Source organism: Hymenobacter cellulosivorans (assembly GCF_022919135.1).
Lineage (GTDB): Bacteria > Bacteroidota > Bacteroidia > Cytophagales > Hymenobacteraceae > Hymenobacter > Hymenobacter cellulosivorans.
Window position 1 is genome coordinate 148547 of the sequence record NZ_CP095049.1, and the last position, 25424, is coordinate 173970.

A 25424-nucleotide genomic window follows, 5' to 3' on the forward strand; every position below is an offset into this window, starting at 1 on the left:
GGGCGGGAAACGAGTAAACGAACTATATGAGCTACTGGGCCAGCTCTTGCAGGGTCAGCCAGGCCATCAGGCCGGGGCCCACTTCCAGAGCTTTGGGGTCAATGTCGAAAGTGGGCGTGTGTACCGAGGAAGCGTTGCGGCCATCTTCGCTGCGGGTGCCCAAGCGGTAAAAGCAGGCGTCAGCCACCTGCGAGTAGTAGGCAAAGTCTTCGGCGGCCATCCACTGGTCCAGCTCCACTACGTTTTCGGCTCCCAGGTAGGCTTCAGCAGCGGCGCGGGTGCGGGCCGTGAGCTCCGGCTCGTTTTCCAGGTACGGGTAGCCATAGCGGATTTCCAGCTCGGCTGTGGCTCCCATCGACTCGGCTAGGCCTTCCACCAGCTTGCGCAAGTGGCCGTGGGCTTCGCGGCGCCACTCCTCGTTTAGCGTCCGGAACGTGCCCTCAATATAGACCTCGTTGGGAATAACGTTGGTAGCCCCGTTGGCAATAACTTTCCCGAATGATAAGACTGAGGGGAGCTTGGGGCTGGCCCGGCGGCTCACAATCTGCTGGGCCGCCACGATGATGTGGGCCGCTACTAGCACAGGGTCCACGTTTTGCTCAGGCATGGCCCCGTGGCCGCCCTTGCCACGCACGGTCAGGTAGAGCTCATCGGTGCTGGCCATGTAGCGGCCGGGCCGCAGACCGACCTTGCCGGCGGGCAGCATCGGGAATACGTGCTGACCCAACACGCTGGCCGGCTTGGGGTTTTCCAGGACGCCTTCCTTAATCATGAGCGAGGCACCACCGGGCAGCAATTCCTCGCCGGGCTGGAAAATCAGCTTGACCGTGCCCTCAAACTCGTTGCGCAGCTGGCTCAAGATGCGGGCCGCCCCGAGCAGCGAAGCCGTGTGCACGTCGTGGCCGCAGGCGTGCATGACACCTGGGTTGGTTGACTTGTAGGGCACCTCGTTCTGCTCTTGAATGGGCAGCGCGTCCATGTCGGCGCGCAGGGCCACGGTGCGGGCGGCGGGGTTGCGGCCTTCAATAAGGGCAACCACGCCGGTAGTAGCCAGCGGCTGAGGCTGCAGCCCTAGCTCCCGCAGCTGCGCCGTGACGTAGGCGGCGGTATTGACTTCGGCGAAGGACAGCTCCGGATGGGCATGCAGGTGCTGGCGCACGGCATTGGTAGCCTCGGCAGCATCGGCTGCCAGGGACTTTATTTTCTGAAGCACGGATTCGGCGGAAGTCATAGGGCGCGCGGCTTAGGAAGACGGTACGAAACTGGGTTGCCTTATCAGGTGGGCAGCCCGCAAAAGTACACCCTGAAAACAGGTTAGCAACGATACTCTAGAATTAGCCCTACTTAAGTCAAGACGACAGCGGCGGACTTCTTCGTTAGAGAAGTCCGCCGCTGGGCTTAGTAGCAGGAGCCGGATGCCGGCTTAGAAGACCGATTTATTGAGCACTACCTGGGCCGGCTGCAATTCAGCTTTGGGGGCAATGGGCCGGATGCGCAGCATGGCCTGCTCGGCTTCCAGACGGGTCAGATAATCCCCGACCCAGAGGCGGAACACGGGCTGCTTGAAGGTGATATAGTCGGTTTCTTCGGGGTAGCGGCTGATGATGGCGCGCCGGGTGGCCATGGCCTGCTCCCGCTCCAGGCCCACGTAGGCCAGGATGCGGAAACCCTGGGCGTATTTCACATTCTGGTTGGTGTAGGCCTGGTCGCGCAGGCGCTGCTCAATCTGCGGGTTGACGTGGGCCGTGGGCGTGACTGGAGCACGGTTGACGGGCGCGGCAGGCAGCCCGGTGGTTTTGGGCGCCGTAAATACCGGCCGAAACCGGCTCAGGTCGTCGGGGGCCGCCTGGGCGGTGGGCTTACGGGTAGTGTCGGGGGCGGCTACGGCGCCGGAACGGGCCGGCGTGGAAGCCGCACATGCCGCCAACGACAGGAAAGAGGAAAGCAGGAGCACGTTACGAACTAGGTGTATCATTTTCTTCCAGCAAAGCTAGGCTATTCGAAGAACCCAGCCGGTCGGCACCGGCCATGACCAGGGCCAGAGCGGCCGTACGGGTCCGAATGCCGCCGGCCGCCTTGATACGCATGTGGGCCGGCAGATGGCGACGCATCAAGGCAATATCTTCCACCGACGCGCCCCGACTGGCAAAGCCGGTGGAGGTTTTCACGAAGTCGGCCCCGGCCGATTCGCAGAGCTGGCAGGCCGTTATAATTTCCTCGGGCGTGAGCAGAGCCGTTTCGATGATGACCTTGAGAATGGCCTTCTTCACGTGGCAGAGCTCGGCCAGCTGCCCGATTTCGTCCTGCACCTCCGTCAGCCGCCCCGATTTAAACGCGGCCACATTGATGACCATATCGATTTCGGTGGCGCCGTCGGCTAGGGCCTGGTGGGTTTCGAAGAACTTGACCTTGGTAATCTGGTAACCCAGCGGGAAGCCTACCACCGTACAGACCGGTACGCCCGAGCCCTGCAGCCGCTCGGCGGCGAAGCGCACGTAGCAGGGCGGCACACACACGGAGGCAAACCGGGCCTGGGCGGCTTCCTGGCAGAGCTGGGCAATCTGGGCTTCCGTAGCATCGGGCCGCAGCAACGTATGATCGATGCGGGCAGCTAAATTCGTAGAGTTTTGACTCATAGAGCGGGGTGGGAGGTGAAACAAAGAGTGGCAGACGACTTTTTGCAAAGCCATCTGCCACGTAGTACTACTCGTTTTCCGGGGAGCCGGAGAAGGGAGACGAAGGTCGGCTAGTGGGCAAACCGCCCGGCACAAAGATAGTGCCGCCCCTAGTCTAGCACTCCCAAGAGTCGAGCTGGTACATTGGCTCATGGGTAGCTGCCTGATTACAGAACTTCATCAGCACACAGCGAGACTGCGCCCCATCAAGCAGGCTGCCCCTGATGAATTTGAGCCCCAGTTGCTTCTGGGTAATACCGCCAGTGCAGTTGTTCTCGGCCAGGGTAAGGCCTGACGAAAGCCATAACAGCCCTTGTTTTTACTTATGCACACCGGACCATAAACACCAAACGGGCTGCCAATCTTGGATTGGCAGCCCGTTTTAAGGGTAATCTATCTGACTTACTTAGTCAACCAGCACGCACCGCTCGTTGAGCAGGTCGTCCTCGACGCTCTTATACTTTACGTCGCGCACCACGCGGCCGTCCATGTACTGCACGCTCACCTTATCGTTGCGGTTGGCAACTTTCTGGCTGCGTACAGGTACCTGCTTTTCGGCTACGGGCAGGTCTTCGGGACCCATGTCTTCGGGCCCGGCGCCGAGCGACACCGAAGAAGTTTCCTTCTGGGCCTTCAGTTTGGGCGCAGGAGCCGGAGCGGGCAGCTCATCTTCTACGAAGTACTCTACCTCGTCGGTGTGGCCAGCCTCCTGGTTCATCGGGATGTCGGCCTTGAAGAGGAAGGATACGGTTTCCTCGTTCACCTTGCCAATCATCTGCTTGAAGAGCTCAAACGACTCGAACTTGTAGACCAAGAGCGGGTCTTTCTGCTCGTACACGGCGTTCTGCACTACCTGTTTCAGGTCGTCCATGGCGCGCAGGTGCTTGGTCCAGGCCTCGTCGATGATGGCCAGTACCACGACTTTCTCCATGCCGCGGATGGCCTCGTGGCCGCCGTTGGCCTGGGCCTTGCGCAGGTTGGCTACCGCCGTTACCTGTTTGCGGCCGTCGGTGAAGGGGATGGCAATGTTCTCGTAGGGGGCGTTGTTGCTCAGCAAATCGTTCACCAGCGGCAGGGTGTTGCCAGCAATGTGCTCGTTCTTGCTGTGGTAGTAGCCCATAGCCTCGTCGTAGAGCTTCTGCACCAGGGCCGGAACCTGCATCGAGCCGAATACCTGCGGGGTGATGTAGGTATCGTAGCCAAACACGCGGATGATGGCCAGCTTAAAGCTTTCGTAGTCGTTGCTGATCTTGTGGCCCGTCACGATGTCCTCGCAGACATCGTAAATCATGTTCCAGATGTCAAGCTCCAGACGCTCGCCAAACAGGGCGTTGCGGCGGCGCTTATAAACTACCTCGCGCTGGGCGTTCATCACGTCGTCGTACTCCAGCAGGCGCTTACGGGTACCGAAGTTGTTTTCCTCCACTTTCTTCTGAGCCCGCTCGATGGAGCTCGTAATCATGGAGTGCTGAATTACCTCGCCCTCTTCCAGACCCATGCGGTCCATGAGCTTGGCAATCCGGTCGGAGCCGAACAGGCGCATCAGGTTGTCTTCCAACGAGACGAAGAACTGCGAAGAACCTGGGTCGCCCTGGCGGCCGGCGCGGCCCCGCAACTGCCGGTCAACGCGGCGTGACTCGTGACGCTCGGTACCGATGATGGCCAGACCACCGGCTTCTTTCGAGGTTTCGCGCAGCTTGATGTCGGTACCACGGCCAGCCATGTTGGTGGCAATGGTAACAGTGCCGGGGTAACCGGCGGCGGCTACAATCTCAGCTTCGCGCTGGTTTTGCTTGGCGTTCAATACCTGGTGAGGAATGCTACGCAGCTTAAGCATGCGGCTTACCAGCTCCGAAATTTCTACCGACGTCGTACCCACCAGCACCGGGCGGCCGGCTTTTACCAGCGTCTGGATTTCTTCGGCTACGGCGTTGTATTTCTCACGCACAGTCTTGTAGACTTTGTCGTGCTCGTCTTTGCGGGAAATACCGCGGTTGGTGGGAATAACCACCACGTCCAGCTTATAGATTTCCCAGAATTCGCCAGCTTCCGTTTCGGCCGTACCCGTCATGCCCGAAAGCTTGTGGTACATGCGGAAGTAGTTCTGCAGCGTAACAGTGGCGTAGGTCTGCGTAGCGTCTTCCACGCGCACGTTTTCCTTAGCCTCAATAGCCTGGTGCAAGCCGTCGGAGTAGCGGCGGCCTTCCATTACACGGCCGGTCTGCTCATCCACGATTTTCACCTTACCGTCCTCGGTCAGGATGTACTGGTCGTCGCGCTCAAACAGGGTGTAGGCCTTCAGCAGCTGGTTCACAGTGTGCACCCGCTCCGACTTCTCGTTGTAGTCGGCCATGAGCTGCTCCTTCTGGTGCAGCTTGTCCTCGTTGTTGATGGCCTTATTGTTCTCGATGGCCGCAATTTCCATCCCGATGTCGGGCATGATGAACAGGTGCGGATCCTCGCCCTGGGCCGTAATCAGGTCAATGCCTTTTTCGGTCAGCTCAATCTGGTTGTTCTTCTCGTCGATGGTGAAGTACAACGGCATATCGGCCTCGGGCATCATGCGGGAGTTATCCTGCAGGAAGTGGTTTTCCACCTTTTGCAGCACGGCCCGCACCCCAGTTTCCGACAGGAACTTAATCAGAGGCTTGCTCTTGGGCAGACCACGGTAGGCGCGGAACAGCGACAAACCGCCCTCCCCTTCCTTCACACCGTCTTTGCCTTCTTTAATGAGCTTACGGGCTTCCACCAAGTAATTCTGCACCAGTTTGCGCTGGGCATCCACCAGCATCTGGATGCGGGGCTTGAGTTGGTAGAACTCGTGTACGTCGCCACGGGGCACGGGGCCCGAGATGATGAGCGGGGTCCGGGCGTCGTCAATCAGCACCGAGTCCACTTCGTCGACCATGGCGTAGTGATGCTTGCGCTGCACCAGCTCGCTGGTTTCGCGGGCCATGTTGTCGCGCAGGTAGTCGAAGCCGAATTCGTTGTTGGTACCGTAGGTGATGTCGGCGGCGTAGGCCTTGCGGCGGGCATCAGTGTTGGGCTGGTGCTTGTCGATGCAGTCCACAGTGATTTTGTGGAATTCGAACAAGGGCGCGTTCCACTCCGAGTCCCGCTTGGCCAAGTAGTCGTTCACCGTTACCACGTGCACACCACGGCGGGCCAGGGCGTTCAGGAACGAGGGCAAAGTCGACACCAGGGTTTTACCTTCCCCGGTAGCCATTTCCGAAATCTTGCCTTGGTGCAGTGCTACGCCGCCAATGAGCTGCACATCGTAGTGCACCATGTCCCAGGTGATTTCGGCGCCGGCCGCCGTCCACTTGTTCGACCAAGTGGCTTTGTCACCCTGAATGGTGACGTTGCTTTTGCGCGAGGCAATTTCGCGGTCAAAATCGGTAGCAGTTACCACCAGCTGCCCGTTCTGGGTGTAGCGGCGGGCCGTTTCTTTTACAATAGCAAAGGCCGTGGGCAGTACCTGCAACAAAACTACTTCGAGCTCCTTGTTGCGCTGCTTTTCCAGGGCATCAATCTGGTCGAAAACCTGCTCCTTCTGCGTGATATCCAGGTTTGGATCATCGGCAATACGCTGATGCAGGGCTCCTATCTGGTCATCAATTCCTTTGAGGTGCGCATCGATGCGGCTGCGCACGTCGTCGGTCTGCTGGCGGAGCTCATCGTCGGATAGCTGTGCCAGTTTGGCATATTCGGCATTAACGAGTGCCACGTACGGGATAATCTCCTTCAAGTCCCGGTCCGATTTGGTCCCGAAAATCTTGGCGACGGTCTTCCCAAAAAAATCAAACATGCTGCTAGTTTTTAACTGAAACGCCGGGGCGTACTCCAAATTTACGGCGTTTTTTGGGAATTCCCCGGCCATAGCGTCGCTCCGACCCTTTAAACGACAAAACCCCGCCACCTCAAAGAGTGTGCGGGGTTTCTACGAAAGAAAAGATGTCAGGTATTTTGGGGTCGGAAGGGCGGTTTCTGCTACAAGTGACGGAGTTCGAGCTTTACGAGGCCACGGCCATCGGCTCTTCCGGCGTAGTACGCAGCACGTGCATGATTTCGTTTACGCAGCCGTGCAGGCGGTGCTCTACGCTCGGCAGTAGGTTGCCCTGTCTGCTGCCCAGCACACTATAAGCGGGGCGGGTGGCGGCCAAACCAAACGTCTGCATGGAGCGGGGGGTTACAAAGGAGGTGTCCATACCGCCCATGTCGGCGGCCAGGCGGGCTAGGTCGGCCCAGGTATAGGCACCTTGGTTGGCCAGGTGCCACACGCCGCGCTCCTCGTCGATGAGCAGGTCGAGGGCCACGTTGACCAAGTCGGGTACGTAGGTGGGCGAGATGAGTACGTCGTCGGCGGCTTCGAAAGCCTGCTTCTGCTGCCCGGCTTTCAGGGCGTTATACACGAAGTTATACTCATCCCAGGGCCCGAAGAAGGCGCTGGTGCGCACTACCAGGGCATTCGACATGCACTGCAGCACGTCGCGCTCGGCCAAACGCTTGCTGTTACCATACACGTTCAGGGGCCGCGGCGTGTCGCTTTCCACGTAGGCGGCCGACTTGTTGCCGTCAAAGACGAGGTCGGAAGAGAAAGTCAGGAAATGCAGGTCGCGGTAGGCGCAGGCGGCGGCCAGGATAGCCGCGCCAGTCGTGTTTTCGCGGTAGCACCGGGCAAAGTCCGTCTCGGCTTCGTCTACTTTCACATAACCTGCGGTGTTGACCACGGCCCAGGGGTTGTACTGCGTCAGGGCCCGCTCTACCGACTGCGGGTCGGTAATATCCAGTTCCTTACGGCCCAGGGCCACGGTTTCGATGCCCCGGATGGCACAGATGCGCTGGAAAGCCCGGCCCAGCGTGCCATTGGCCCCGGTAATGAGTAGCGGCTGAATGGGTGGCTGAGCAGGGCCGGTATTCAACTCATTTGAATCAAGAATTTTCATAGCTTAGGTGGTGTGTTGGGAGGTAGGACTGAGGTGGTGGTAGAGGAAACGGTCATCCCGTTCCCACCAGCCCTTGCCTTGGAGCAGAGGGTGGTGATAATGGCCTTCGGTGGCCAAGCCTTTAACCATTTTAAACAAAGCCGTTTTGCGGGGTACGCCGCCGCGCATATCAAATACGCCGCTTTCGTAAAAGGCCCCCTCCTGCGTGAGCAGTGTATTCCAGTCGTAGGCACCCAGCAACGACCAGATGGTAATGGCACGCATATCTACGCCTTCTTCTTTCAGCTTGTTGGCCGCGTCCCAGGCGTATTGCACCCAGCGCATCTGCTCTTCGCGGGTACAATCGAGATGCACCTCCGTAATGGCAATCGGAATGTGGTACCGGTCCCAGGCTTCCAGCAGCAGGTCGTGGAAGCCGGCCATTTGCACCAGACGTACGCGCACGGCCTCTACGTCGGCATAGTCGACGCGGGCCTCGCTCTGGCAGAGGTGATGAGCTGGGAAGTAATGGTGATTTTCGTCCAGGAACCGTTCACTCGTGACATAGTGGTTGATGCCCAGAATATCGGGAGGAAGCGGATTTTTGACCAGGTCCAGCAACTCGCGCTGGGAGGCGCCGTGCTGGCGCAGGTAGCCCCACAGGGGGTGCTGCTCGTCGAGCTTACCGCAAAGTAAATCGTAGGTGAGCCAGCGGCGGTTGTTTTCAAACTCGGCCTGGTCGACTAGCTTGGGCGTGCAGTGGGTTTTGCCCAGGTCCTCGGTTTGCACCAGCAGTGCGTCGGGCGTTACTGCCCGGATGGCCTGCATAGCGGCCCGGGTACCCTTGATGTGGTTGAGCTGAATACGGACGAACGTTTTGTCGTCCAAGGCGTGGGGGTACCAGATGCCGTAGAGGCCGCTGAAGCGCGCCGTCGTCAGGGGCTCGTTGACGGGCGTGTAGTGCTTGATCCACGGGTAACGCTCGGCTACCATTCGGGCAAAGCGGGCCAGCAGCGGCACAAAGTTTTTCTTGTTGAGCGCCGTGTAGCGCGGACCGCTGCCGTGGTGCAGCAGCGTAATGATTGGGTCGATACCCAACTCCCGCAGGCGGTTCATGCGCTCATCGGCCCAGGTCCAGTCGGGGTTGTCGAGGCTTTCGGGGGCTACCTGTTCCCACAGAATCGGGTAGCGCAGCTTGCGGATGCCAAGCTCGGCAAACAGGTCCAGATCTTCTAGGCGGGTGCGGTGTCCACTACTCACGAGCTGGTCGGTATACCCGTTGCCAACCCGTCGAATCGTGCACTCTACCCCGCCCCATACTTCTACATTTTCCATCAGAGTTAGTGGTTCGTGGCAGTATACCGGTCTTGCTGATAGTGTTCAGTTAAGACCGGCTGAAAACAGGACTGTCATCCTGCACGGCCTTACAGTTCAGTTTTTTGCCCTGATCCAAGCTCAGGAGGCAGAAAAGAGTACTGCTTGCCGTGCAGGATGACAGTTCACCTGCGGCCGACTTACGTCGGTTTAGCTATTGACTATTCTTTGGCTGGGTCGCGGGGCACCAGTTTCTCCATAATGGAAGTCGAGCCGGTAATTGTGGGCTTCTCGGCCACTTTTTCTTTATCGGTGAGCTTCTTGTACAACGTCAAAGCCTGGGCTACTACCTGGTCCATGTTATAGTACTTGTAGGTAGCCAAGCGGCCTACGAAGTGCACGTTGGGCGTTTCATCGGCCAGCTTCTTGTACTGGTTGTACAGCTCGGCATTTTCGAGGCGCGGAATTGGGTAGTAAGGATCCCCTTCAGCTTTAGGATATTCGTACACCACGCTGGTTTTGGGGTGTTGCTGGCCGGTCAGGGCCTTAAACTCCGTAATGCGGGTATACAGGTGCTCGTTGGGGTAGTTTACTACCGGCGCGGCCAGGAACTTCTCGGTGTTCAGCGTTTCGTGCTTGAATTCCAAGGAGCGGTACGGCAGCTTGCCAAACTTGAAGTCGAAGTATTCGTCTACTGGGCCGGTAAAGATGATTTCCTTGAAAGGAATGAAGTCCACTACGTCGTGGTAGTCGGTGTTCAGCATGATGCTGATGTTGGGGTGGTCGAGCATGCGCTCAAACATCCGGGTATAGCCGTGCAGCGGCATGGCCTGGTAGGTGTCGGTGAAGTACCGGTCGTCGCGGTTGGTGCGGGTGGGCACGCGGCTCGTCACCGACTTATCCAACTCCGAAGGATCCATACCCCACTGCTTGCGGGTGTAGTTGCGGAAGAACTTCTCGTACAGCTCGCGGCCTACTTTGCTTACTACTACGTCTTCCGACGTTTTAATAACGGGAATCTGCTCGGCCAAGGACTCCAGGAACTGCTCGACTTCGAAGCTGTTCAGCGAGAGGCCATACAGTTTGTTGATGGTATCCAGATTGATAGGCATGGGCACCATCTGACCATCTACAGAAGCCAGAACACGGTGCTCATACGGACGCCAATCGGTGAAATTGGAGAGGTATTCGAATACGTCCTTAGAGTTGGTGTGGAAGATGTGCGGACCATATTTATGGACCAGAATGCCTTCTTCGTTGTAATGGTCGTAGGCGTTACCGGCAATGTGGTTGCGCTTATCCAAGATAAGCACTTTCTTATTTGAGCGAGTGGCCAGCCGCTCGGCTAGCACGCTGCCGGCAAATCCGGCTCCAACGATGAGATAGTCAAACATAGTGCTGGGTGTCTTGGTGGCTGAAATGTGCAGTTACGAAAAGGATAGCTGAAGGCAATACGGATGATGCGGGGTCTCTGTTCGGTCGAGCTTACTGTTTGTGTTTCAGCTTGTCCTGCATGAGCTCTACCATGCGCTGCCAGGTCAGGTCCCAGGAGATGGTGGCCAGGTAGTCGTCGGTGCGTTTGCGCCAGTCGGCGTCTTTGGTTTGCACCAGAGCTTTGGCAATGGCTTGGCCGAATTCGTCGGCCGTGGAGGCAATCTGAACCAAATTCAGGTCACCGTAGGGGCGTACTACGTCACGGATGGGAGTACTCACCACTGGTTTACCGGCCGCGAGGTATTCGGGCGTCTTGGTGGGTGAGATAAACTTCGTGCTTTCGTTATCGGCGAAAAGCAGCGTGGCTACATCCCAACCACATAAATATGTTGGGAGTTCCTTGTACTCTTTACCGCCGAGGTAATGAATATTGGCAAAACGGGGCAGCGTAGCCGCGTCAATCTTTACTACAGGGCCAATAATAACGAATTGCCACTCGGGGTGGGCTTCTGCCAATTGACCCAATAATTCGATGTCCAGTCGCTCATCAACGACCCCAAAGAAGCCAATGCGGGGGTGGGCAATGCCAGCCTGATCTTGGGGCTCGGGCAGATTCTGACGAGCCTGAGCAAAATGATCTTTATCGATGCTGCTCGGGAAGGAATGGGCATCAGCGTGCTGCAGGCTCTTGGCTTCGTAGAGGCTCTGGCCGCCGGTATAAACTAGATCGGCTTTTTTGAAGAGCTCCTGCTCCAGCTCCCGCAATTTGGGCGGGGCGAATTTGAAGGCCGCCAGTTCGTCCATACAGTCGTATACGGTAAGGACGGGCTGCAAATGGCGCGATTTACTGAGCGCCATCGGGGTATAGTACCAGAATACGTACTTGTTTATATTATTCTCAGAAAAGTACTGAGTTAGCAACTTGGCTTGGAGTTGGTCATTTTCATCTTCCGAAAAGCCAACTGGCAAATGAGCTACCAGCACCTTTACACCGTTTTGCCGCTCTTTTACTTCGAAATGTGCAAACTCAGCCGCCGTTTGGTCGTGGTGAAAAAAGGGCTCCTCTACGTAAAATACGCGGCCATACTGGGCAAAGCGCGACAATAGGTGCTGGGGCCGCTGCCATACAAAATCCCAGTGCAGATGCGCAAAGCACACAAAATCGGGCAGCGTATAGGCAAAATCAGCGGTAGTAGAAGCTACGCTAGCAGCAGAAGTAGGGTTGACAGAAGGGGTTGAGGAAGCACGTGGTGGTGCATCCGCCGGAGTAGATAGCGGCATATCAAAGAAGCTGGAAAGGTAGATGTGACGCGGAAAGACGTGTCCAACACAGTCCCAATCCCCGCGGCATTACTCTTTACGTAAGCCCCTCCGAAAAAGATACAAATTCTTTAACCTCGGTTTAATCACCAAAAAATACAAGCTCAACTGTATCAGGCCCCTCGTTTCCCGGTTACAAGCTAACTTATTCGTTATCAGAATATTTTACCTGAAGAATATATTGCAGTTCCACGGCATCCTGCCAAGAAAAATCTTTGCGTAACCACTCTTTTCGTACCCCAATCCGGCGAAAACCCGCCTGCTGAAACAACTGCAGACTAGCCGTATTGTCGGCGGCCACAGTACAGTACAATTGGTGCAAGCGTAATGTTTGGCGGGCATAGCCCAGCAAAAGTTCTAAAGCAGCCCGAGCATAGCCTTGGCGGCGGGCAGCAGCTAGTATCGTAATCCCAACCCCGGCCCGCTGATGCAAGGGTTCGAAGTTGAATAAGTCCAACGTTCCGACGGCCTCGCCTGCCGCACAGATGATGAGTCGGAGCTGCCGTACCTCATAAAAATCGGCGGTGGCATGCTGCAAATACTGGCGCAGGGCAAAGCGTGACACGGGAGTCAGCGTATCCGACACGCCCCAGATGCTGGGGTCGTTTTCCAGGGCGTAGAGAAAGTCCAGATCCGACTCTTCCAGGGCCCGGAGCGTCACGTTTGCGGCTTGCGGCATCATTAGCATATACAGCGGCTCCTGACCAAGCACCGCCTGCTGCTGGGTTGGTCAGGAGCCAAACTTCTACTCAAACCGTTACACCTCTATCGTGCCGCCGAACACGCGCTGAGCCGGGCCGCTGAGGTACACGTTGGAAAACGAGCCGTCGGGCTTGGCCTCAAAAGCTACGTGCAGGTCGCCGCCGCGGGTGCGCAGGTGTACCGGACTGCTGGCCCCGCGCCGGGAAGCCGCCAGGGCCACGGCCGTCACGCCCGTGCCGCACGACATGGTTTCGTCTTCCACACCCCGCTCGTAGGTGCGCACCTGCCAGGGCTGGTCGGCGGCCACAGGCGTTTCCACAAAGTTGACATTGGTGCCCTTTTCCCGAAACTGCTCACTGTAGCGGATGGCGCGACCTTCGGCAAACACATTCAAATCGACCAGGGAGCTGGTGGGCATAAACCGGATAAGGTGGGGCGAGCCGGTATCAAGGAAAATGCCCTGGCCTTCCACTTCCTGCTGCCCATGCACGTCCTGCATGCGCAAGTGCACTAGATTCTGCTCATCGACGTGGGCCTCGTGGGGTCCATCAGCAGCTAGAAAGCGGGTTTTTTCCTGAATAACGCCCAGATGCTTGGCAAATGCCACGGTGCAGCGCCCCCCGTTCCCGCACATCGAGCCCACAAAGCCATCGGCATTGAAATACACCATTTCGAAGTCGTAGTCGGCGTGGTTGCGTAGCAGGATTAAGCCGTCGGCGCCAATGCCCAGGCGCCGGTCGCAGAGGTGGCGCACGAGGCGGTTGTCGTGCTCATCAAACTGCTGGGCGCGGTCGTCGAGCATCACGAAGTCGTTGCCGGTGCCCTGGTATTTGTGGAAAGTCAGCGTGGTCATGGTCATAATAGGTGCAAAGATGGCAGGAATAAGGACGGGTTGCGAAGCGGGATTCAGGACGGAATGTTACAGGCCCAGGGCTTTGCGGAGCAGGGCAATCTGGCCGGCGTGGTAAAGGTTATGTTGGGCAACTCCGTGCAGCAACACATAAACCGAATGCGCGGTGCCCGGTTCGACGCCGGGCTCCTCCCCTACTGCGGCATTCAGGTCGGCATCCGTTAGCACCGCTACAGTGCCGAGCAGCTGCTGGTGGGCCGTGCGCAGGTGATGCAGACTGTTTTCCCAGAGTTCCTCATTCAGCGCCGAGGGCTGAGCAGGCCAATCCTGGTCATGGGTTAGTGGAGTTACCCGGCGGGTTTCCACGCGCTGCTGCACGGTGCGAATCCAGGCCGTGAGGTGAAGTACAATTTCCCAGATGCTGTGGGCTTGCGCAATAGGATGGGCTGCGGCTTGGCTGGCCGTGAGGTGGTGCAGGGTAATCAGCAGTGGCGGGCCCGACCACGCGGCCCCGTCGAAGGCGCGTTGCAACTGGTCGGTAATACGGTCAGCTTCCGTCATGGGGCAGTCAAAAAGGAAGGGTTAAGACAGATTCTCGTCGGGTGTGGAAGATAGGAGCTTTATGGGCAACTACCACCGTTCAACTCGGATGCCCTACCTTTGAGGGGCCGCAGCGCGGCACTTTAGCGCACCCGTATGTATTCTTTTCTGACCACCGGCAACTGGCCTGACTACGAGCTCATCGACTCGGGCAACTTCGAAAAGCTTGAGCGTTTTGGCAAGCACGTGCTGGCCCGCCCCGAGCCCCAGGCCATCTGGGATCCGCACCTGCCCGCCAGCGAATGGCAGCGTGCCAACGCCACCTTTACCCGCGAAAAAGGCAGCCAGGAAAAAGGCCAGTGGAAAATCAAGCCCGGCACGCCCGAGCAATGGATTATCAACTACGGGCAGGACGGGCTCAAGCTGCGGTTCCGACTAGGCATGTCCTCGTTTAAGCACGTAGGCCTGTTTCCCGAGCAAGACCCCAACTGGCAGTTCATTTACCAGCAAACCAAGCAGCGCCAGGCCGCCGTGCCCCGGGTTCTGAACCTGTTTGCCTACACCGGGGCCGCCACGCTGGCCGCCCGGGCCGCCGGCGCCGACGTGACCCACCTCGACTCGGTGAAGCAGGTCAACTTCTGGGCCCGCGACAATATGGAAGCCTCCAACCTCGACGGGGTGCGCTGGCTCGTGGAAGACGCTATGAAGTATGTGCAGCGCGAAGTAAAGCGCGGCAACAAGTACCAGGGCCTGATCTTAGACCCACCCGCTTACGGCCGCGGCCCAAACGGCGAGAAGTGGCAGCTGGAAGATGAACTCAACGAGATGCTCAAGCTTTGCCAGCAGCTGCTCGACCCGCAGGACCATTTCTTCCTCATCAACCTGTACTCGTTGGGCTTCTCGGCCCTGATTCTGGATAATCTGGTAACGGAAATCTTCCCCAAGACGCACAAAACGCGTGAAATCGGGGAAATCTATCTGCACGACCGGGGGCAGCGTAAGTTGCCGCTGGGCACGTTTTGCCGCTTTGCCACCTGAGCTTAGTTTTTAGTTGTTGTTTTGGGTTGTTTGTTTCTGCTGATTACCTCGACCAGAACCGACACGCGGCCGTAGCTGCCCCCGACGAAAACCAAGAACCACTACCCCAACACCAATGATTCGTCACCGCCGCTTGGCCCTGATTGATATGGGCACCAATACGTTTCACCTGATGATCGTAGAGTTGCCCGAAGCCCGCCACCCCGAGCCGGTGGTATTGCTGCGTACCAAAGTGGGCGTGCGTCTCGGCGAAGACGGCATCAGCAAGGGCGAAATCTCACCGGAAGCCTACGCCCGGGCTTTGCACACGCTAGCCGCCTTTCAGGAGGAAATCGAGCTGCACCAGGTTACGGAAGTACGGGCCACGGCCACCAGCGCGGTGCGCAACGCCAGCAATGGTCCGGCCCTGGCGCGTGACATTTTCGAGCAGACCGGTATTCGGGTTGAAATCATCCCCGGGGCCCGGGAGGCGGAGCTGATTTGTCAGGGTGTGCGCCAGGCTGTGCCACTGGGCCTAGAGCCCCACCTGATTATGGATATCGGTGGAGGCAGCGTGGAGTTTATTGTAGCCAATCAGGAAACGATATTCTGGAAGCAGAGCTTCGAAATCGGGGCCCAACGCCTGCTCGACCGATTCTACAAGCACGACCCGCTCACTACGGACGATTTGCACGAGCTCCAGCAGTACCTGGCCCAGAAGCTGGCCGCCCTTACGGCTGCCGTGCAGCACTTCCGCCCCTCGGCTCTGGTCGGCGCCTCCGGTACCTTCGATACGCTCGGCGACCTGCAGGCAGCCCGCGACGGACAGGAACGTGGCCCCAATCCGCCCCCGGAAACCCCGATTTCGCTGGACAGCTTCTACCAGAGCTACCACCAGATTCTGCACAGCACCCACGACCAGCGCGTTGCCATGCCCGGCATGACGCCCATGCGCGCCGACATGATTGTGGTAGCCTGCGTGCTCATTGATTTCGTGCTCAAAACCTACGACTTCTTGCACATCCGCGCCTCGGCCTACGCTCTCAAGGAAGGCTTGCTGCAGGAAATGCTGACGCAGTAATTCAGTACTGCAAGTAGCGTGAGGCATCTTCTCTCCGCTTGATGCGCAGAATGGTCGACAGGACGTTCTGTTTTCGCCTTTTCCTCTATGACCCATACCTTTTCTTACACCCAGCTTTTCAGCTTCACCGAGTCCATCTTTCTGAGCATTGGCTGCCCGCCGGAAGATGCTACGCTAGCCACGGAAACCCTGCTTTCAGCTGACTTGCGTGGTATCGACTCGCACGGGGTGGCCCGACTTATTGGCTACGTGCGGCTCTGGGAAGCGGGTCGCATCAACGCGACGCCGCGGGTGGGCGTGGTGTACGAAACGCCCAGCACCGCCGTGGTGGATGGCGACGGGGGCCTGGGCCTCGTAGTAGCGCCCAAAGCCATGAATATTGCCCTGGAAAAAGCCCGGGTGGCCGGCACGGGCTGGGTGTCGGTGAAAAACTCCAACCACTTCGGTATTGCCGGCTACCACGCCATGAAGGCCTTGGCCCACGACATGATAGGCATGGCCATGACCAACGCCAGCCCGCTCGTGGCCCCTACCTATTCCCTGGACCGGCTGCTGGGCACCAACCCTATTGCCGTAGCCATTCCGGCCGGAGAGCAGCCCGACTTCGTGGCCGACTTCGCTACCACTACCGCCGCCAATGGTAAGCTCGAAATTGCCCAGCGCAAACAGATTCCGGTGCCCGAAGGCTGGGTACAGAACGCCGACGGCAGTGGCTCGACCGATGCCAACGCCGTGAAAAACGGCGGTGCCCTGCTCCCGCTCGGCGGCGACACCGGCTCCCACAAGGGCTACTGCCTGGGCAGCATCGTGGATATCTTCTCAGCGGTATTGTCGGGGGCTAACTACGGGCCCTGGGTACCACCGTTCGTAGCCTTCTTGCAGCCGCCCGCCGACCCGGTAGGCCAGGGCATCGGGCACTTCCTGGGCGCTATGCGCGTGGATGCCTTCCGGCCCGCCGCCGAATTCAAAGCCCATATGGATAACTGGATCAGCACTTTCCGCAACGCCCAGGCCGTGGAAGGCAAGCAGGTCATTATTCCGGGCGACCCGGAGCGAATTATGGCCCAGCACCGCCTGCTCGACGGTATTCCGCTGCTGGAACCCGTGGTAAAAGACCTAGAAAGCGTCGGCAAGAAGTTCGGCGTTACGCTGTAGAGTAAAACTCAACGTCATAAAAAAAAGGCCACCCGTCTGCACGAGTGGCCTTTTTTCATCTATAAAACTGTCAGTGCTTAGCTATTGCTGCCAATCAGTGCATTTATAGCCACGTCCTGGTTCAAATACTTCGAGGAGTAGGTGGTATCGTTGCCGTTCAGAAACAGGCAGGTACCGTTGCCTACGGTGTCAATTATCTGGGCATACTGGTCCATAGGCAAAGCAGGACAGCCGAGGCTGCGGCCCAGGCGGCCGTTTTGGCGAATGAACTCTTCACTCACGTAGTCGGCGCCGTGCATGACCACGGAGCGCATCAGGGCGTTGTCATTGTAGCCTTCATCGACGCCGTTGAGCTTGAGCGAGCGGCCGTGCTTACCCACGTACTCGGCCTGCGTCACGTAGAAACCCAGGCTGCTCATGTTCGATTCGTTCTCATTGGAGAAGTTGGTCGCCATGTTTTCACCCGAGTTGTGCCCGTGGGCCACCAGCGTATTGAACACTATCTGCTTGCTAGCCAGATCCAACACCCACAGGCGCTTGGCAGTAGAAGGCAGGTCAAAGTCAACGACGGTCAGTAGCTGCTTGTCATTGAGCTTACCATCATTTTTGAGGTTGAAGTAGCCCGTTACGGCTTTCTGGAATACTTCGTAGCGCAGACCCTGCTCTTCTACCTGCAGGTCGCGGTAGAGGTCGTGCAGGCGCTGGTCGAAGAAGGCGGCCTGCATAGCCTCGGGAGTCGGCAGCTTGGTTTCCATACGGGCTGCCGACGTGCGGGCCACTGGCGAGGCCAGCGGAGTAGCCATAAATAGCGAAGCCACAAACGGCAGCACCCGACGTGTCAGGCGGCGGGCCCGGATTTTGAGTCGCTTACGCTGGGTTACACTGGGCTTTTCCATGGATACGTAGTTGATTTCAGTTGTCAGAATATAGTCTTACTCTTGGCCGAGGCCCCGAACAATAGGCTATACGTTAAATATCAGCCACCGATGTAAACACCGGCCGACAGCATATAAAACAATAACCATATTCAATTAATTCCCCAGCTGATTTTGCCACCGATTGTAGAAGCTCAAAGAGGACGACACATGCCTAAGAGCGAGAAATACCTCTGGGAGGATTCCTTCAGGTGGTACAGTATGGCAACTCTTAGCTCCTTTTGGGTAGGAATTGCCACTGCTCGGGGCTGACCTAATGGACTACTTCTGGCTAAGAAGCGTGCTGCATTTGAAATTTCTTGGGCGTAAGCCCGTACACCTGCTTGAAAGAATGAATGAAGCTCGACATACTCTCGTAACCAGCTTGGTCATACACGTCACTGGCTTTGTGCGTACCCTGCCGCAACAGCTGCGCCGCCACGGCCAGTCGTTGCTGGGTTAACCACTTATTGGGTGGAGTACCGTAGAGCCGCGCGAAATGCCGCTTGAAGGTCGATAGGCTCATGTGGCATAAAAAAGCAAGTTCCTCCACCGTGATAGGCACAGGCAGGTCGGCTTCTACCACGGCGCGTATCCGTTGGGTTTCGGCTATTTCGCGCATGCTGGCCCGGAGCAGGTGCAAGGCGGCGGGCTGCTGTCGGCTCACATACAGCAGTAACTCTTCGAGCTTGAGGTGCTGAAAGCCAAGGCTCAGTTCCGGGCCAGCGCTAAGCAACAGGGTTAACGACTGGACAAAGTTGGTCAAAAAGTCGTCTGGCTCGAACACCTGAAACGGGTGGGTTACCGGCGGGGTTCCTTCCCCTGGCCTCAAGTCCGGATACTTATGAAAAAAGTCAGTGAGGGCCTCGTCGGAGAAAAACAGCAGCACACTTCTATAGGTATCATCTGGGCCGCTAAGCTTTTCACTGGTCAGGCAATTGCCAGCCGGCAAGAGCAGAAACTGTCCGGGCGTTATGCGTTTCGTAGCCGTCGGATAGGTTACTACCTTCTCTCCTTCCAGTAGAAAGCTGAACAGGTGATAGCGCATCGTAACTTTCGTTCGCACGCTGCTCAACGCCGTGGTGTAGGGAACCAGATACGTTGCTGGGAGGGCCCCGGTAGAACGGGGCATAATATCATCGGGTAGCAAAACCTGTTGCATAGGGGAAGAATTAGAATCCAGCAGGCGAGAGAGCAATTTATGCCGCTTATCTTTTATTGCTCCTACTTACGCCGGCATACTCCTAAAAAGATCTTAGCTGGGTAAGCTCAAGCTTAAAAGGATACTTTACCCACCGAATATGTCGTCGGTGGAGGGGTAGTCATTATAGCCGAGAGGTTGGCGTACAATACGTAGCTATCCGCACCGTTGCGCCGGGCCAGCGTGGTTGGGCCATCACCCGACGTCGCGAAGGTGCCCGATAGCGTCGCCGATACCCAGTTGGTGCTGGTAGTCAACCGATACACCTTGTTCTGGGTGCCAGCCACGACTTGCAGTGTGTTATCGTTCTGCAGCAATAGGCCATCGGCACCGCGCAGATCGACGCCCGGGACCGTAATGAGCGTAAAATTCGCTGGGTTGCTTAGAGGTACCTTGAAGAGGACTCCTTCATCGGTTTTGGCAACGAGCAAATAGCCGCCTGTCGCATCGGCGCGAAATACTAGGCCATTCAACCCAAAGGCTCCTGGACCAGCTGCCAAACGAGCGTCGTCCAGGAAAACCGAGGCGACGCCCTGCGCAGTTACCTTATAAATAACGGGCGCGAAACTGTCGGTCACATAGGCGTTGCCTTGCTCATCTACCGCAATGTCGTTGGCAAAGTGCCCGGAAGCACTAGGGCGTAAGGCTCCCAGATCCGCCGTAAAGGTAACGGTGCCCTTGTCGCGGTCAAGGCTCACGAGCTTGGCTACGTTACCCGTTACGGCATTGGCAGAGGCTACCAAGACCCGGGTGCGGGCCTCATCCAGATGCAGGCCGACGGCAGAGGCAATACCGGTAGCCTGGCCGGCAGCCAGAAGGCTATAGGTGTTATCGTCCTTTACCCGGCCGACGTTGCCTGTAGTAAGGGAGCTTACCAGAAAGGCCTGGTTGGTTGCATCGTACTGCACCCCTTCCGGAAAGAGGCCAGGAGCTGTAAAGGTGAGCATGGCTGGCAGCAAAGGGGCCGGATCACCCTTCTTCTCCTCCTTGGAACAGGAAGCCAGACAGATTCCATAAGCTCCGAGCAGAATACCGGCGAAGGAACGGCGAACCAGCCGAGACGTAAAGTGAGCAGGAAGAAGATTGAAGCGCATGAGAAATCTCAAAAAGAAAGAAGTTAGAAGTTGGGGCGCTAGAAAATTGGCTGAGCCTTTTGCGCCCCAGGAAGTAAAAACCACGGCTGCTTTTTTAGAAGGAGAAAGCAGCCGTGGGTACGCTACCTGGCTATTTCGCCACGCGTAGATGTAGCTTTCCTATAGGAAGCAAACACTTTCTTGGGTGGCCTTAGCTGGTGGTTATTTCCGCTGCCCGTACAGCAGCAACGAGGCCTTGCCCAGGGTGATGCTGTTACAGTTGAAGGCGACGTAGGCCGGGGTAGCATTCTTATCTAACTCCAACTTTTTGCTTAACGCGAGCACCGTAATCAGGTAGCGATGAGCCGGGCCGGGCGTAGGAGCGGCCCCCACGTAGCCGGGCTGGCCGAAGTCGGTGTTGCTCTGGATAGCACCCGCCGGGGTCAGGTTTTTGCTCGGGTCGCCGGCTCCCGACTTCAGTTCCGTCACCGTAGCGGGGATGTTGAAGATAACCCAGTGCCAGAATCCACTGCCCGTAGGCGCATCCAGGTCGAAGATGGTGACGGCAAAGCTCTGCGTACCCGCCGGAGCATGCTCCCAGGTCAGGGCCGGCGACTGATTTTCGCCCGTAAAGCCCATCCCGTTTAAAAACTGCTTGTTGGTTAGTTGCCCACCTAGTTCGGGGCTTTTCAAGGTGAATGTTTGGGCAAAAGCACTAGTGCTCAGCAGGGCTGAAGTAGCCAAAGTGGCTGCAACATTTTTCATACGTAGGTTTTTGTGCGGTTGAACAGAAGTAAGAACAGCACAAAATTACCGGGCACTGGCAAGCTAAATTGTCGCAAAAAAGCCAAATACTATCGCAGGAAGTCCATTGTTTCCTGCCGGTCTACTGCATGTTCTGGAGGAAATAGTTATCTGAGAAATCTGCTAATCTCAGATCGTGTTTGCGTAGATCCCAAGGTTCCTGTTCAGGCACATGAACCTCCTTGTATGCTTACCGATACACCACATTTCTGGATCAGTCGTGCCATCCAGTATCCACACTGGTTTTGCTTCACAGTTGCTACTTATCCTAGGCAGTTAGTTGCGTTATTCTCTATGGCTTTTTATACAATCCTATGAAGGCCATAATCTTTTAAGCAAGGCTGCATATTGTTTTAATTCTACAACCTCTTACCTTACTATCGAAAAATATTACGCAAGTAATTCTTTTCACCCGCTCCTTTTTCCAACCAATTCCCACAGTACCAATGCTCAACTCTACCCTCCGACCCAGCCGTTGGCTGCTGGTCGCCCTATCCCTATTTCTGTTTCTGACCGGCAGCCCGGTGCGCGCTCAGAAAGTCGTCCTGCAAGGCTTCTGGTGGGATTACTGGAACTCTAACTACCCCAATGGCTGGGCCAACTACATTGCCGATCTGGCCCCGCGCCTTAAGGCCATGGGCATCGACGCCGTCTGGATGCCGCCTTCTATCAAGAATGGCAACCAGGGCAACGGCTACTCCCCTTTCGACAATTACGACCTCGGGGATAAATACCAGAAAGGCTTTTTGCCGACCCGCCTCGGCACCAAGGACGAGCTGCTGCGCGGCGTAGCTATTCTGCACGCCAACGGCATTGAGGTCGTGCAGGACATTGTGCTCAACCACGTCGATAATGCCGGCTCGGCCTCCGGGCAGGGCGGACAGGACCCGGCAGCCTGGGACGACTACACGACGGGTAAGTACAAGAACTTCCGGTACGTGAGCTATACCAAGCCCGCCACCGACGAAACGGCCGCCAACTACCTGGCCCGCAACGGCCGATTCTCCAAAAACTGGCAGAACTTTAACCCCAACCCCGGCAACAACTCCACCTCCGGCGACTGGAACGCGGTGTACTTCGGGCCTGATGTGAGCTACTACAACGGCTCCTATGGCACGAGCTCCAACGCCACCTTCAACCCCGCCCAGGGTGCCGACTACATGCGCAACAACACCCGCAACTGGCTGGTGTGGTACAAAAAGCAGGTAGGCTTCGACGGGGTACGCCTCGACGCGGTGAAGCACTTTCCCGACTTTGCCATGGAGGATTTTCTGTATAATCTACAGAGCAGCGCCGGCTGGGCCAACGGCGGCGCCACCATGTACGCCGTGGGCGAATGGGTAGGCTCCAGCACCCAGATGGACAGCTGGGTAAGCAACGTGCAGAACCGGGCCGGCACCTTCGACTTTTCGCTGCGCAACGGTATTTACAACATCGTCAGCGGGGGCGGCAACTTCGACATGGGCACGCTGCCGGGCTACCAGCAAGGCACCCGGGTGGTGCTCATCAACGGGCAGTACGTGCACCGCACCGTGCCGTTTGTGAACAACCACGACACCTTTCGGCCCCAAACCGATGCCGGCGGCAACTACACCGGCTGGAACACTGGCTCGGAGCTGGCCCCCCACATTGACCCGTTTGACCCGCGCTTGTCGGCCGCCTACGCCGCCGCTATGGCCGTGGATGGCTCGCCCCAGATTTTCTTCGAGGACCTGTTTAACGTGGGCAATACCGGTAAGCGCTACTCGCACAGCCCGAAAAGCGCCGTAGACCTGCCCGTGCGAGCCGACCTGGAAAACCTGATTTGGTGCCACCAGAACCTGCGTTTCAAGGATGGAGCTTACAAAGTGCGCTGGCAGGCTGCCGACCACCTCGTGATTGAGCGCAGCACCAAGGCCATTATCGGCATCAACGACAACTTCTCGGCCTGGCAGAACAGCACTGTGTCGTGTGATTTCGCGCCTGGCACCGTGCTCAAGGATTACTCCGGGGCCAACGGTACGGCGACGGTAACGGTGAGCGGCTCGCAGACGGTAGCCATCAACACGCCGCCCTGCAACGGCACGGCAGCTGGGGGCCGCCGCGGCTACTCGGTGTGGGCCCCGGTAAATATTGGAACCAACTACGTACGCGCGGCCATGGCGACCACCCAGGAGTGGGAACTGGCCGACGACCTGGGTGACAGTGACTCCCGCTCTTTGCAGCAAGGTGGGCAACTGCCGGCCAGCTCCACGGCGTTGCGCACGGCTGGCCGCATCTATTCCGACGCCAACAAAACCATTACCTATACCCTCTTCCCCACCGACGCTACGCGCAGCCTCACCGTGGCCCTTTACAACAGCGCCGGTACGCTGGTAAGCAGCCAGACCGGTACCGGCAACCTGACTGGCACCTACACGCCCACCACTGCCGGCTGGATTACGCTCCGGGCCCGCAACGCCTCCACGGCCAACCCCGCCCAGCGCGCTTTTGTGAAGGCAACCTACACAGCCCCCACCGTGGTCAGCGGCTCGATGACGGCCCGCCCGGTACTGGCTTCGGCAGCTCCCACTACCAGCCCCGAGCGGCTGGCCAAAGCTGAGCTGCAGCTTTTCCCCAATCCTACCACGGCCGACCGGATTGAGCTGGTACTGCAAACTTCCACCGAGCAGCCCGCTACCCTGCGCCTGTTCGACGTGACGGGCCGCCTGGTACACCAGCAAACCGTGCGCCTGTACAGCGGCTCTAACCAGCTTCACTTGGTACCAACCAAAGTCATTCCGGCTGGTATCTACCAGTTGTCGGTAGCCGAGTTTGGTCTGACTCAGAAGCTGGTGATTAAGTAACCGAAACCTCCCTGTTAAGCATAAAAAAGCCTCCCCGATGCGCGGGGAGGCTTTTTTTGTGGGAATAACTAACAGCTACTCCGCCATGGGGTTCACCAGGTTTTTGGCCAGGTGATTCAAAATCGAGTTGGTGTTCTTTTCTTCTTCCAGTGTTTCGTCCAGCACCCGGGCCACGGCTTCGAGGCCCAGCTCTTTGGCCAAATACACGGCCGTGCCGTAGCCGGCAATTTCGTAATGCTCAATCTTCTGGGCCCCGCAAATCAGGGCCGCGTCCAGCACTTCCGACTCGGAGTTTTTCTCCATTACCTTCTCTCCTTCGGCAATAATGCCCTTCATGCCGGGGTTCGAGTCGCCGTCGGCGTCGATGTTCAGCATTTTGGCTACTTCCTTCAGGCGCTCTACCTGCTGCTCGGTTTCGGCCAAATGCTGGCTGAAGGCTTGCTTGAGCTCTTGGTTGTGGGCTTTCTCAATCATGCGGGGCAGGCCGGCCACGATGAGCTTTTCGGCGCTGTACATAGCCTGAACTTCGTGACAAAGCAGGTCGTGCAAATCGGTTAACTGGGCCATGCTATTTCGGGGTTTGGATGTGGCAGTTGGTATGGAAACCTTCTGTACGCCCTCAAAAACCACGAAGTTGCTACAGCTCAGCTCAACCTGAACTATGGAATCAGCCTCTACCCCAACGGTACCTTACCGCCAGCCGCGGGCTGCAAACTGCCGGGCGGCCTTGTCTCCATCCAACCACTTCGACTCCAGCCCGGGCCCGCTCAAAAATAGGCAAGCTCCTTCGCCCACAGCCTTGATAATGGCGCGGTACTGTTCGGGTGGTAGCGCCGGGCAGCCCCGGCTGTAACCCAGCTGCCGGTGCTTATCGAGGTACTCCTGCCCGGCGTAATCGGCACCGTGTAGCACCACGTAGCGGTCCAGGGCGTTGCTGTTCTGGCCGGCATCGAGGCCGTGCAGACGGCGCGAAAGGCCGTGCTTGCCGCCGTAGGTGTCGGCGGTGCGGTAGAAGCCCAGGGCCGTGCACGCCGACTTGATGCGGTTGGAGAAGCGCCGGGCCCGCAGGTGGCCCGAACCGCGGCCGTGGGCCACGTAGCTATGCTCCAGCACCCGTTTCTTGGCCAAATCCAGCACCCAGAGGCGTTTTTCGGTGGAAGGCAGGTCCATGTCGGCCACGGCCAGCACGGCGGGCCGCCGAATCCGGCCGGCTTGCCGCAGCGCGAGGTAGCCCACGCAGGCCCGCTCCAGCACCGTCGGCCGCAGCTTTTCAGCCGCGGGGCCCAAAGCCTGGTGCAGAGCTGCCACTTCCCACCGCACCGAATCCGATAAGCCAGGCAGCGGCGGCAGGGCTACCGGCGTCAGCGAATCGGGAGCGGCCACGGCGGCTACGGCCGGCACTACGGGAGCCTGGCACATGGTCTGGCTCGTGAGTGTGGCTTTGCGCTCTTTCGTGCCCGACGACTGGCAACTAGCCTGCGCCAGCAGCATTCCGGCCACGGCAAGACGGAGCGGCCACGGCCTAAAAGCCGAAGAAAAGAGGTACGCAGTGCCAAAAGCAGGGAAAGCCATAACCGAAGATTAGCTTTCTTTT

General features: G+C 57.9%; 21 protein-coding genes. 4 read left to right on the forward strand and 17 right to left on the reverse strand.

All coding sequences use genetic code 11. The features are described from left to right. Nucleotides 1–31 precede the first annotated feature (31 nt). From MUN80_RS00675 to MUN80_RS00725, 11 genes are all read right to left on the reverse strand, one after another. Nucleotides 32–1231 (reverse strand): M20 metallopeptidase family protein, encoded by a 1200-nt coding sequence (locus MUN80_RS00675; RefSeq protein WP_244718335.1) that lies wholly within the window; start codon nucleotides 1229–1231, stop codon nucleotides 32–34. A gap of 192 nt (nucleotides 1232–1423) precedes the next feature. Further along, nucleotides 1424–1975: a sporulation protein gene (locus MUN80_RS00680; RefSeq protein ID WP_244718337.1), complete on the reverse strand. Its 552-nt coding sequence runs from the start codon at nucleotides 1973–1975 to the stop codon at nucleotides 1424–1426. Continuing rightward, complete coding sequence (gene deoC / locus MUN80_RS00685; protein WP_244718339.1) at nucleotides 1956–2636, reverse strand: deoxyribose-phosphate aldolase; 681 nt, start codon at nucleotides 2634–2636, stop codon at nucleotides 1956–1958. The genes MUN80_RS00680 and deoC overlap by 20 nt, the downstream gene beginning before the upstream one ends. 445 nt (nucleotides 2637–3081) lie before the next feature. Beyond that, complete coding sequence (gene secA, locus MUN80_RS00690) at nucleotides 3082–6483, reverse strand: preprotein translocase subunit SecA (RefSeq protein WP_244718341.1); 3402 nt, start codon at nucleotides 6481–6483, stop codon at nucleotides 3082–3084. Between the two features lie 205 nt (nucleotides 6484–6688). Beyond that, nucleotides 6689–7621, reverse strand: a complete 933-nt coding sequence (locus MUN80_RS00695; protein WP_244718343.1) for an SDR family oxidoreductase — start codon at nucleotides 7619–7621, stop codon at nucleotides 6689–6691. A 3-nt stretch (nucleotides 7622–7624) separates the two neighbouring features. Continuing rightward, entirely contained in the window at nucleotides 7625–8935 is a 1311-nt protein-coding gene (locus tag MUN80_RS00700; RefSeq protein WP_244718345.1) for a family 1 glycosylhydrolase, read from the reverse strand. 200 nt (nucleotides 8936–9135) lie between these two features. Further along, nucleotides 9136–10308, reverse strand: coding sequence for a UDP-galactopyranose mutase (gene glf, locus MUN80_RS00705; RefSeq protein WP_244718347.1), 1173 nt, complete (start codon nucleotides 10306–10308; stop codon nucleotides 9136–9138). 91 nt (nucleotides 10309–10399) lie between these two features. Further along, complete coding sequence (locus tag MUN80_RS00710; RefSeq protein WP_244718350.1) at nucleotides 10400–11629, reverse strand: glycosyltransferase family 1 protein; 1230 nt, start codon at nucleotides 11627–11629, stop codon at nucleotides 10400–10402. Between the two features lie 184 nt (nucleotides 11630–11813). After that, nucleotides 11814–12350 carry a GNAT family N-acetyltransferase gene (locus MUN80_RS00715; protein ID WP_244718353.1) on the reverse strand — a complete coding sequence of 179 codons (537 nt, stop codon included), beginning with the start codon at nucleotides 12348–12350 and terminating at the stop codon, nucleotides 11814–11816. A gap of 75 nt (nucleotides 12351–12425) precedes the next feature. After that, on the reverse strand, nucleotides 12426–13229 hold the full coding sequence (gene dapF, locus MUN80_RS00720; RefSeq protein WP_244718356.1) for a diaminopimelate epimerase: 804 nt from the start codon (nucleotides 13227–13229) through the stop codon (nucleotides 12426–12428). A gap of 60 nt (nucleotides 13230–13289) precedes the next feature. After that, nucleotides 13290–13781: a DinB family protein gene (locus MUN80_RS00725; RefSeq protein WP_244718358.1), complete on the reverse strand. Its 492-nt coding sequence runs from the start codon at nucleotides 13779–13781 to the stop codon at nucleotides 13290–13292. A 135-nt stretch (nucleotides 13782–13916) separates the two neighbouring features. Between MUN80_RS00725 and MUN80_RS00730 the strand changes: the two genes are divergently transcribed. The 3 genes from MUN80_RS00730 to MUN80_RS00740 all read left to right on the forward strand — a co-directional run bounded on the left by MUN80_RS00730 (nucleotide 13917) and on the right by MUN80_RS00740 (nucleotide 17013). Further along, the gene (locus tag MUN80_RS00730) at nucleotides 13917–14798 is read left to right on the forward strand and encodes a class I SAM-dependent methyltransferase (protein WP_244718360.1); all 882 of its coding nucleotides are present in this window, start codon (nucleotides 13917–13919) and stop codon (nucleotides 14796–14798) included. 115 nt (nucleotides 14799–14913) lie between these two features. After that, nucleotides 14914–15858 (forward strand): Ppx/GppA phosphatase family protein, encoded by a 945-nt coding sequence (locus MUN80_RS00735; protein ID WP_244718362.1) that lies wholly within the window; start codon nucleotides 14914–14916, stop codon nucleotides 15856–15858. An 87-nt stretch (nucleotides 15859–15945) separates the two neighbouring features. Further along, a complete protein-coding gene (locus MUN80_RS00740) occupies nucleotides 15946–17013 on the forward strand; it encodes an Ldh family oxidoreductase (protein ID WP_244718364.1) in 1068 nt (355 codons plus the stop codon). 77 nt (nucleotides 17014–17090) lie between these two features. On the opposite strand, the gene MUN80_RS00745 is transcribed toward MUN80_RS00740, so the two are convergent. The 4 genes from MUN80_RS00745 to MUN80_RS00760 form a co-directional block, all read right to left on the reverse strand. Continuing rightward, nucleotides 17091–17909, reverse strand: coding sequence for a murein L,D-transpeptidase catalytic domain family protein (locus tag MUN80_RS00745; RefSeq protein WP_244718366.1), 819 nt, complete (start codon nucleotides 17907–17909; stop codon nucleotides 17091–17093). A 310-nt stretch (nucleotides 17910–18219) separates the two neighbouring features. After that, nucleotides 18220–19059, reverse strand: a complete 840-nt coding sequence (locus tag MUN80_RS00750) for a helix-turn-helix domain-containing protein (RefSeq protein WP_244718368.1) — start codon at nucleotides 19057–19059, stop codon at nucleotides 18220–18222. A gap of 143 nt (nucleotides 19060–19202) precedes the next feature. Continuing rightward, nucleotides 19203–20075 carry an SMP-30/gluconolactonase/LRE family protein gene (locus tag MUN80_RS00755; protein ID WP_244718370.1) on the reverse strand — a complete coding sequence of 291 codons (873 nt, stop codon included), beginning with the start codon at nucleotides 20073–20075 and terminating at the stop codon, nucleotides 19203–19205. A 348-nt stretch (nucleotides 20076–20423) separates the two neighbouring features. Next, the gene (locus MUN80_RS00760) at nucleotides 20424–20966 is read right to left on the reverse strand and encodes a YbhB/YbcL family Raf kinase inhibitor-like protein (RefSeq protein WP_244718372.1); all 543 of its coding nucleotides are present in this window, start codon (nucleotides 20964–20966) and stop codon (nucleotides 20424–20426) included. A 485-nt stretch (nucleotides 20967–21451) separates the two neighbouring features. Here MUN80_RS00760 and MUN80_RS00765 point away from each other — a divergent pair, with 485 nt between their 5' ends. Further along, the gene (locus MUN80_RS00765; protein ID WP_244718375.1) at nucleotides 21452–23830 is read left to right on the forward strand and encodes an alpha-amylase family glycosyl hydrolase; all 2379 of its coding nucleotides are present in this window, start codon (nucleotides 21452–21454) and stop codon (nucleotides 23828–23830) included. A 75-nt stretch (nucleotides 23831–23905) separates the two neighbouring features. Here MUN80_RS00765 and MUN80_RS00770 read toward each other — a convergent pair whose 3' ends face one another. Together MUN80_RS00770 and MUN80_RS00775 are read right to left on the reverse strand one after the other, a co-directional pair. Continuing rightward, nucleotides 23906–24397 carry a YciE/YciF ferroxidase family protein gene (locus MUN80_RS00770; protein WP_244718378.1) on the reverse strand — a complete coding sequence of 164 codons (492 nt, stop codon included), beginning with the start codon at nucleotides 24395–24397 and terminating at the stop codon, nucleotides 23906–23908. A 123-nt stretch (nucleotides 24398–24520) separates the two neighbouring features. Beyond that, entirely contained in the window at nucleotides 24521–25321 is an 801-nt protein-coding gene (locus tag MUN80_RS00775) for a murein L,D-transpeptidase catalytic domain family protein (RefSeq protein ID WP_244718381.1), read from the reverse strand. Nucleotides 25322–25424 lie beyond the last annotated feature (103 nt).

What these genes read in the sequence shown, in the direction of transcription:
- deoC (WP_244718339.1), bottom strand. Translation starts at nt 2,636, where the DNA reads ATGAGTCAAAACTCTACGAATTTAGCTGCCCGCATCGATCATACGTTG.
- MUN80_RS00765 (WP_244718375.1), top strand. Translation starts at nt 21,452, where the DNA reads ATGCTCAACTCTACCCTCCGACCCAGCCGTTGGCTGCTGGTCGCCCTA.
- MUN80_RS00715 (WP_244718353.1), bottom strand. Translation starts at nt 12,350, where the DNA reads ATGATGCCGCAAGCCGCAAACGTGACGCTCCGGGCCCTGGAAGAGTCG.
- MUN80_RS00735 (WP_244718362.1), top strand. Translation starts at nt 14,914, where the DNA reads ATGATTCGTCACCGCCGCTTGGCCCTGATTGATATGGGCACCAATACG.
- secA (WP_244718341.1), bottom strand. Translation starts at nt 6,483, where the DNA reads ATGTTTGATTTTTTTGGGAAGACCGTCGCCAAGATTTTCGGGACCAAA.
- MUN80_RS00710 (WP_244718350.1), bottom strand. Translation starts at nt 11,629, where the DNA reads ATGCCGCTATCTACTCCGGCGGATGCACCACCACGTGCTTCCTCAACC.
- MUN80_RS00700 (WP_244718345.1), bottom strand. Translation starts at nt 8,935, where the DNA reads ATGGAAAATGTAGAAGTATGGGGCGGGGTAGAGTGCACGATTCGACGG.
- MUN80_RS00755 (WP_244718370.1), bottom strand. Translation starts at nt 20,075, where the DNA reads ATGCTCACCTTTACAGCTCCTGGCCTCTTTCCGGAAGGGGTGCAGTAC.
- dapF (WP_244718356.1), bottom strand. Translation starts at nt 13,229, where the DNA reads ATGACCATGACCACGCTGACTTTCCACAAATACCAGGGCACCGGCAAC.
- MUN80_RS00680 (WP_244718337.1), bottom strand. Translation starts at nt 1,975, where the DNA reads ATGATACACCTAGTTCGTAACGTGCTCCTGCTTTCCTCTTTCCTGTCG.
- MUN80_RS00760 (WP_244718372.1), bottom strand. Translation starts at nt 20,966, where the DNA reads ATGAAAAATGTTGCAGCCACTTTGGCTACTTCAGCCCTGCTGAGCACT.
- MUN80_RS00730 (WP_244718360.1), top strand. Translation starts at nt 13,917, where the DNA reads ATGTATTCTTTTCTGACCACCGGCAACTGGCCTGACTACGAGCTCATC.
- MUN80_RS00750 (WP_244718368.1), bottom strand. Translation starts at nt 19,059, where the DNA reads ATGCCCCGTTCTACCGGGGCCCTCCCAGCAACGTATCTGGTTCCCTAC.
- MUN80_RS00770 (WP_244718378.1), bottom strand. Translation starts at nt 24,397, where the DNA reads ATGGCCCAGTTAACCGATTTGCACGACCTGCTTTGTCACGAAGTTCAG.
- MUN80_RS00725 (WP_244718358.1), bottom strand. Translation starts at nt 13,781, where the DNA reads ATGACGGAAGCTGACCGTATTACCGACCAGTTGCAACGCGCCTTCGAC.
- MUN80_RS00745 (WP_244718366.1), bottom strand. Translation starts at nt 17,909, where the DNA reads ATGGAAAAGCCCAGTGTAACCCAGCGTAAGCGACTCAAAATCCGGGCC.
- MUN80_RS00775 (WP_244718381.1), bottom strand. Translation starts at nt 25,321, where the DNA reads ATGCTGCTGGCGCAGGCTAGTTGCCAGTCGTCGGGCACGAAAGAGCGC.
- MUN80_RS00695 (WP_244718343.1), bottom strand. Translation starts at nt 7,621, where the DNA reads ATGAAAATTCTTGATTCAAATGAGTTGAATACCGGCCCTGCTCAGCCA.
- glf (WP_244718347.1), bottom strand. Translation starts at nt 10,308, where the DNA reads ATGTTTGACTATCTCATCGTTGGAGCCGGATTTGCCGGCAGCGTGCTA.
- MUN80_RS00740 (WP_244718364.1), top strand. Translation starts at nt 15,946, where the DNA reads ATGACCCATACCTTTTCTTACACCCAGCTTTTCAGCTTCACCGAGTCC.
- MUN80_RS00675 (WP_244718335.1), bottom strand. Translation starts at nt 1,231, where the DNA reads ATGACTTCCGCCGAATCCGTGCTTCAGAAAATAAAGTCCCTGGCAGCC.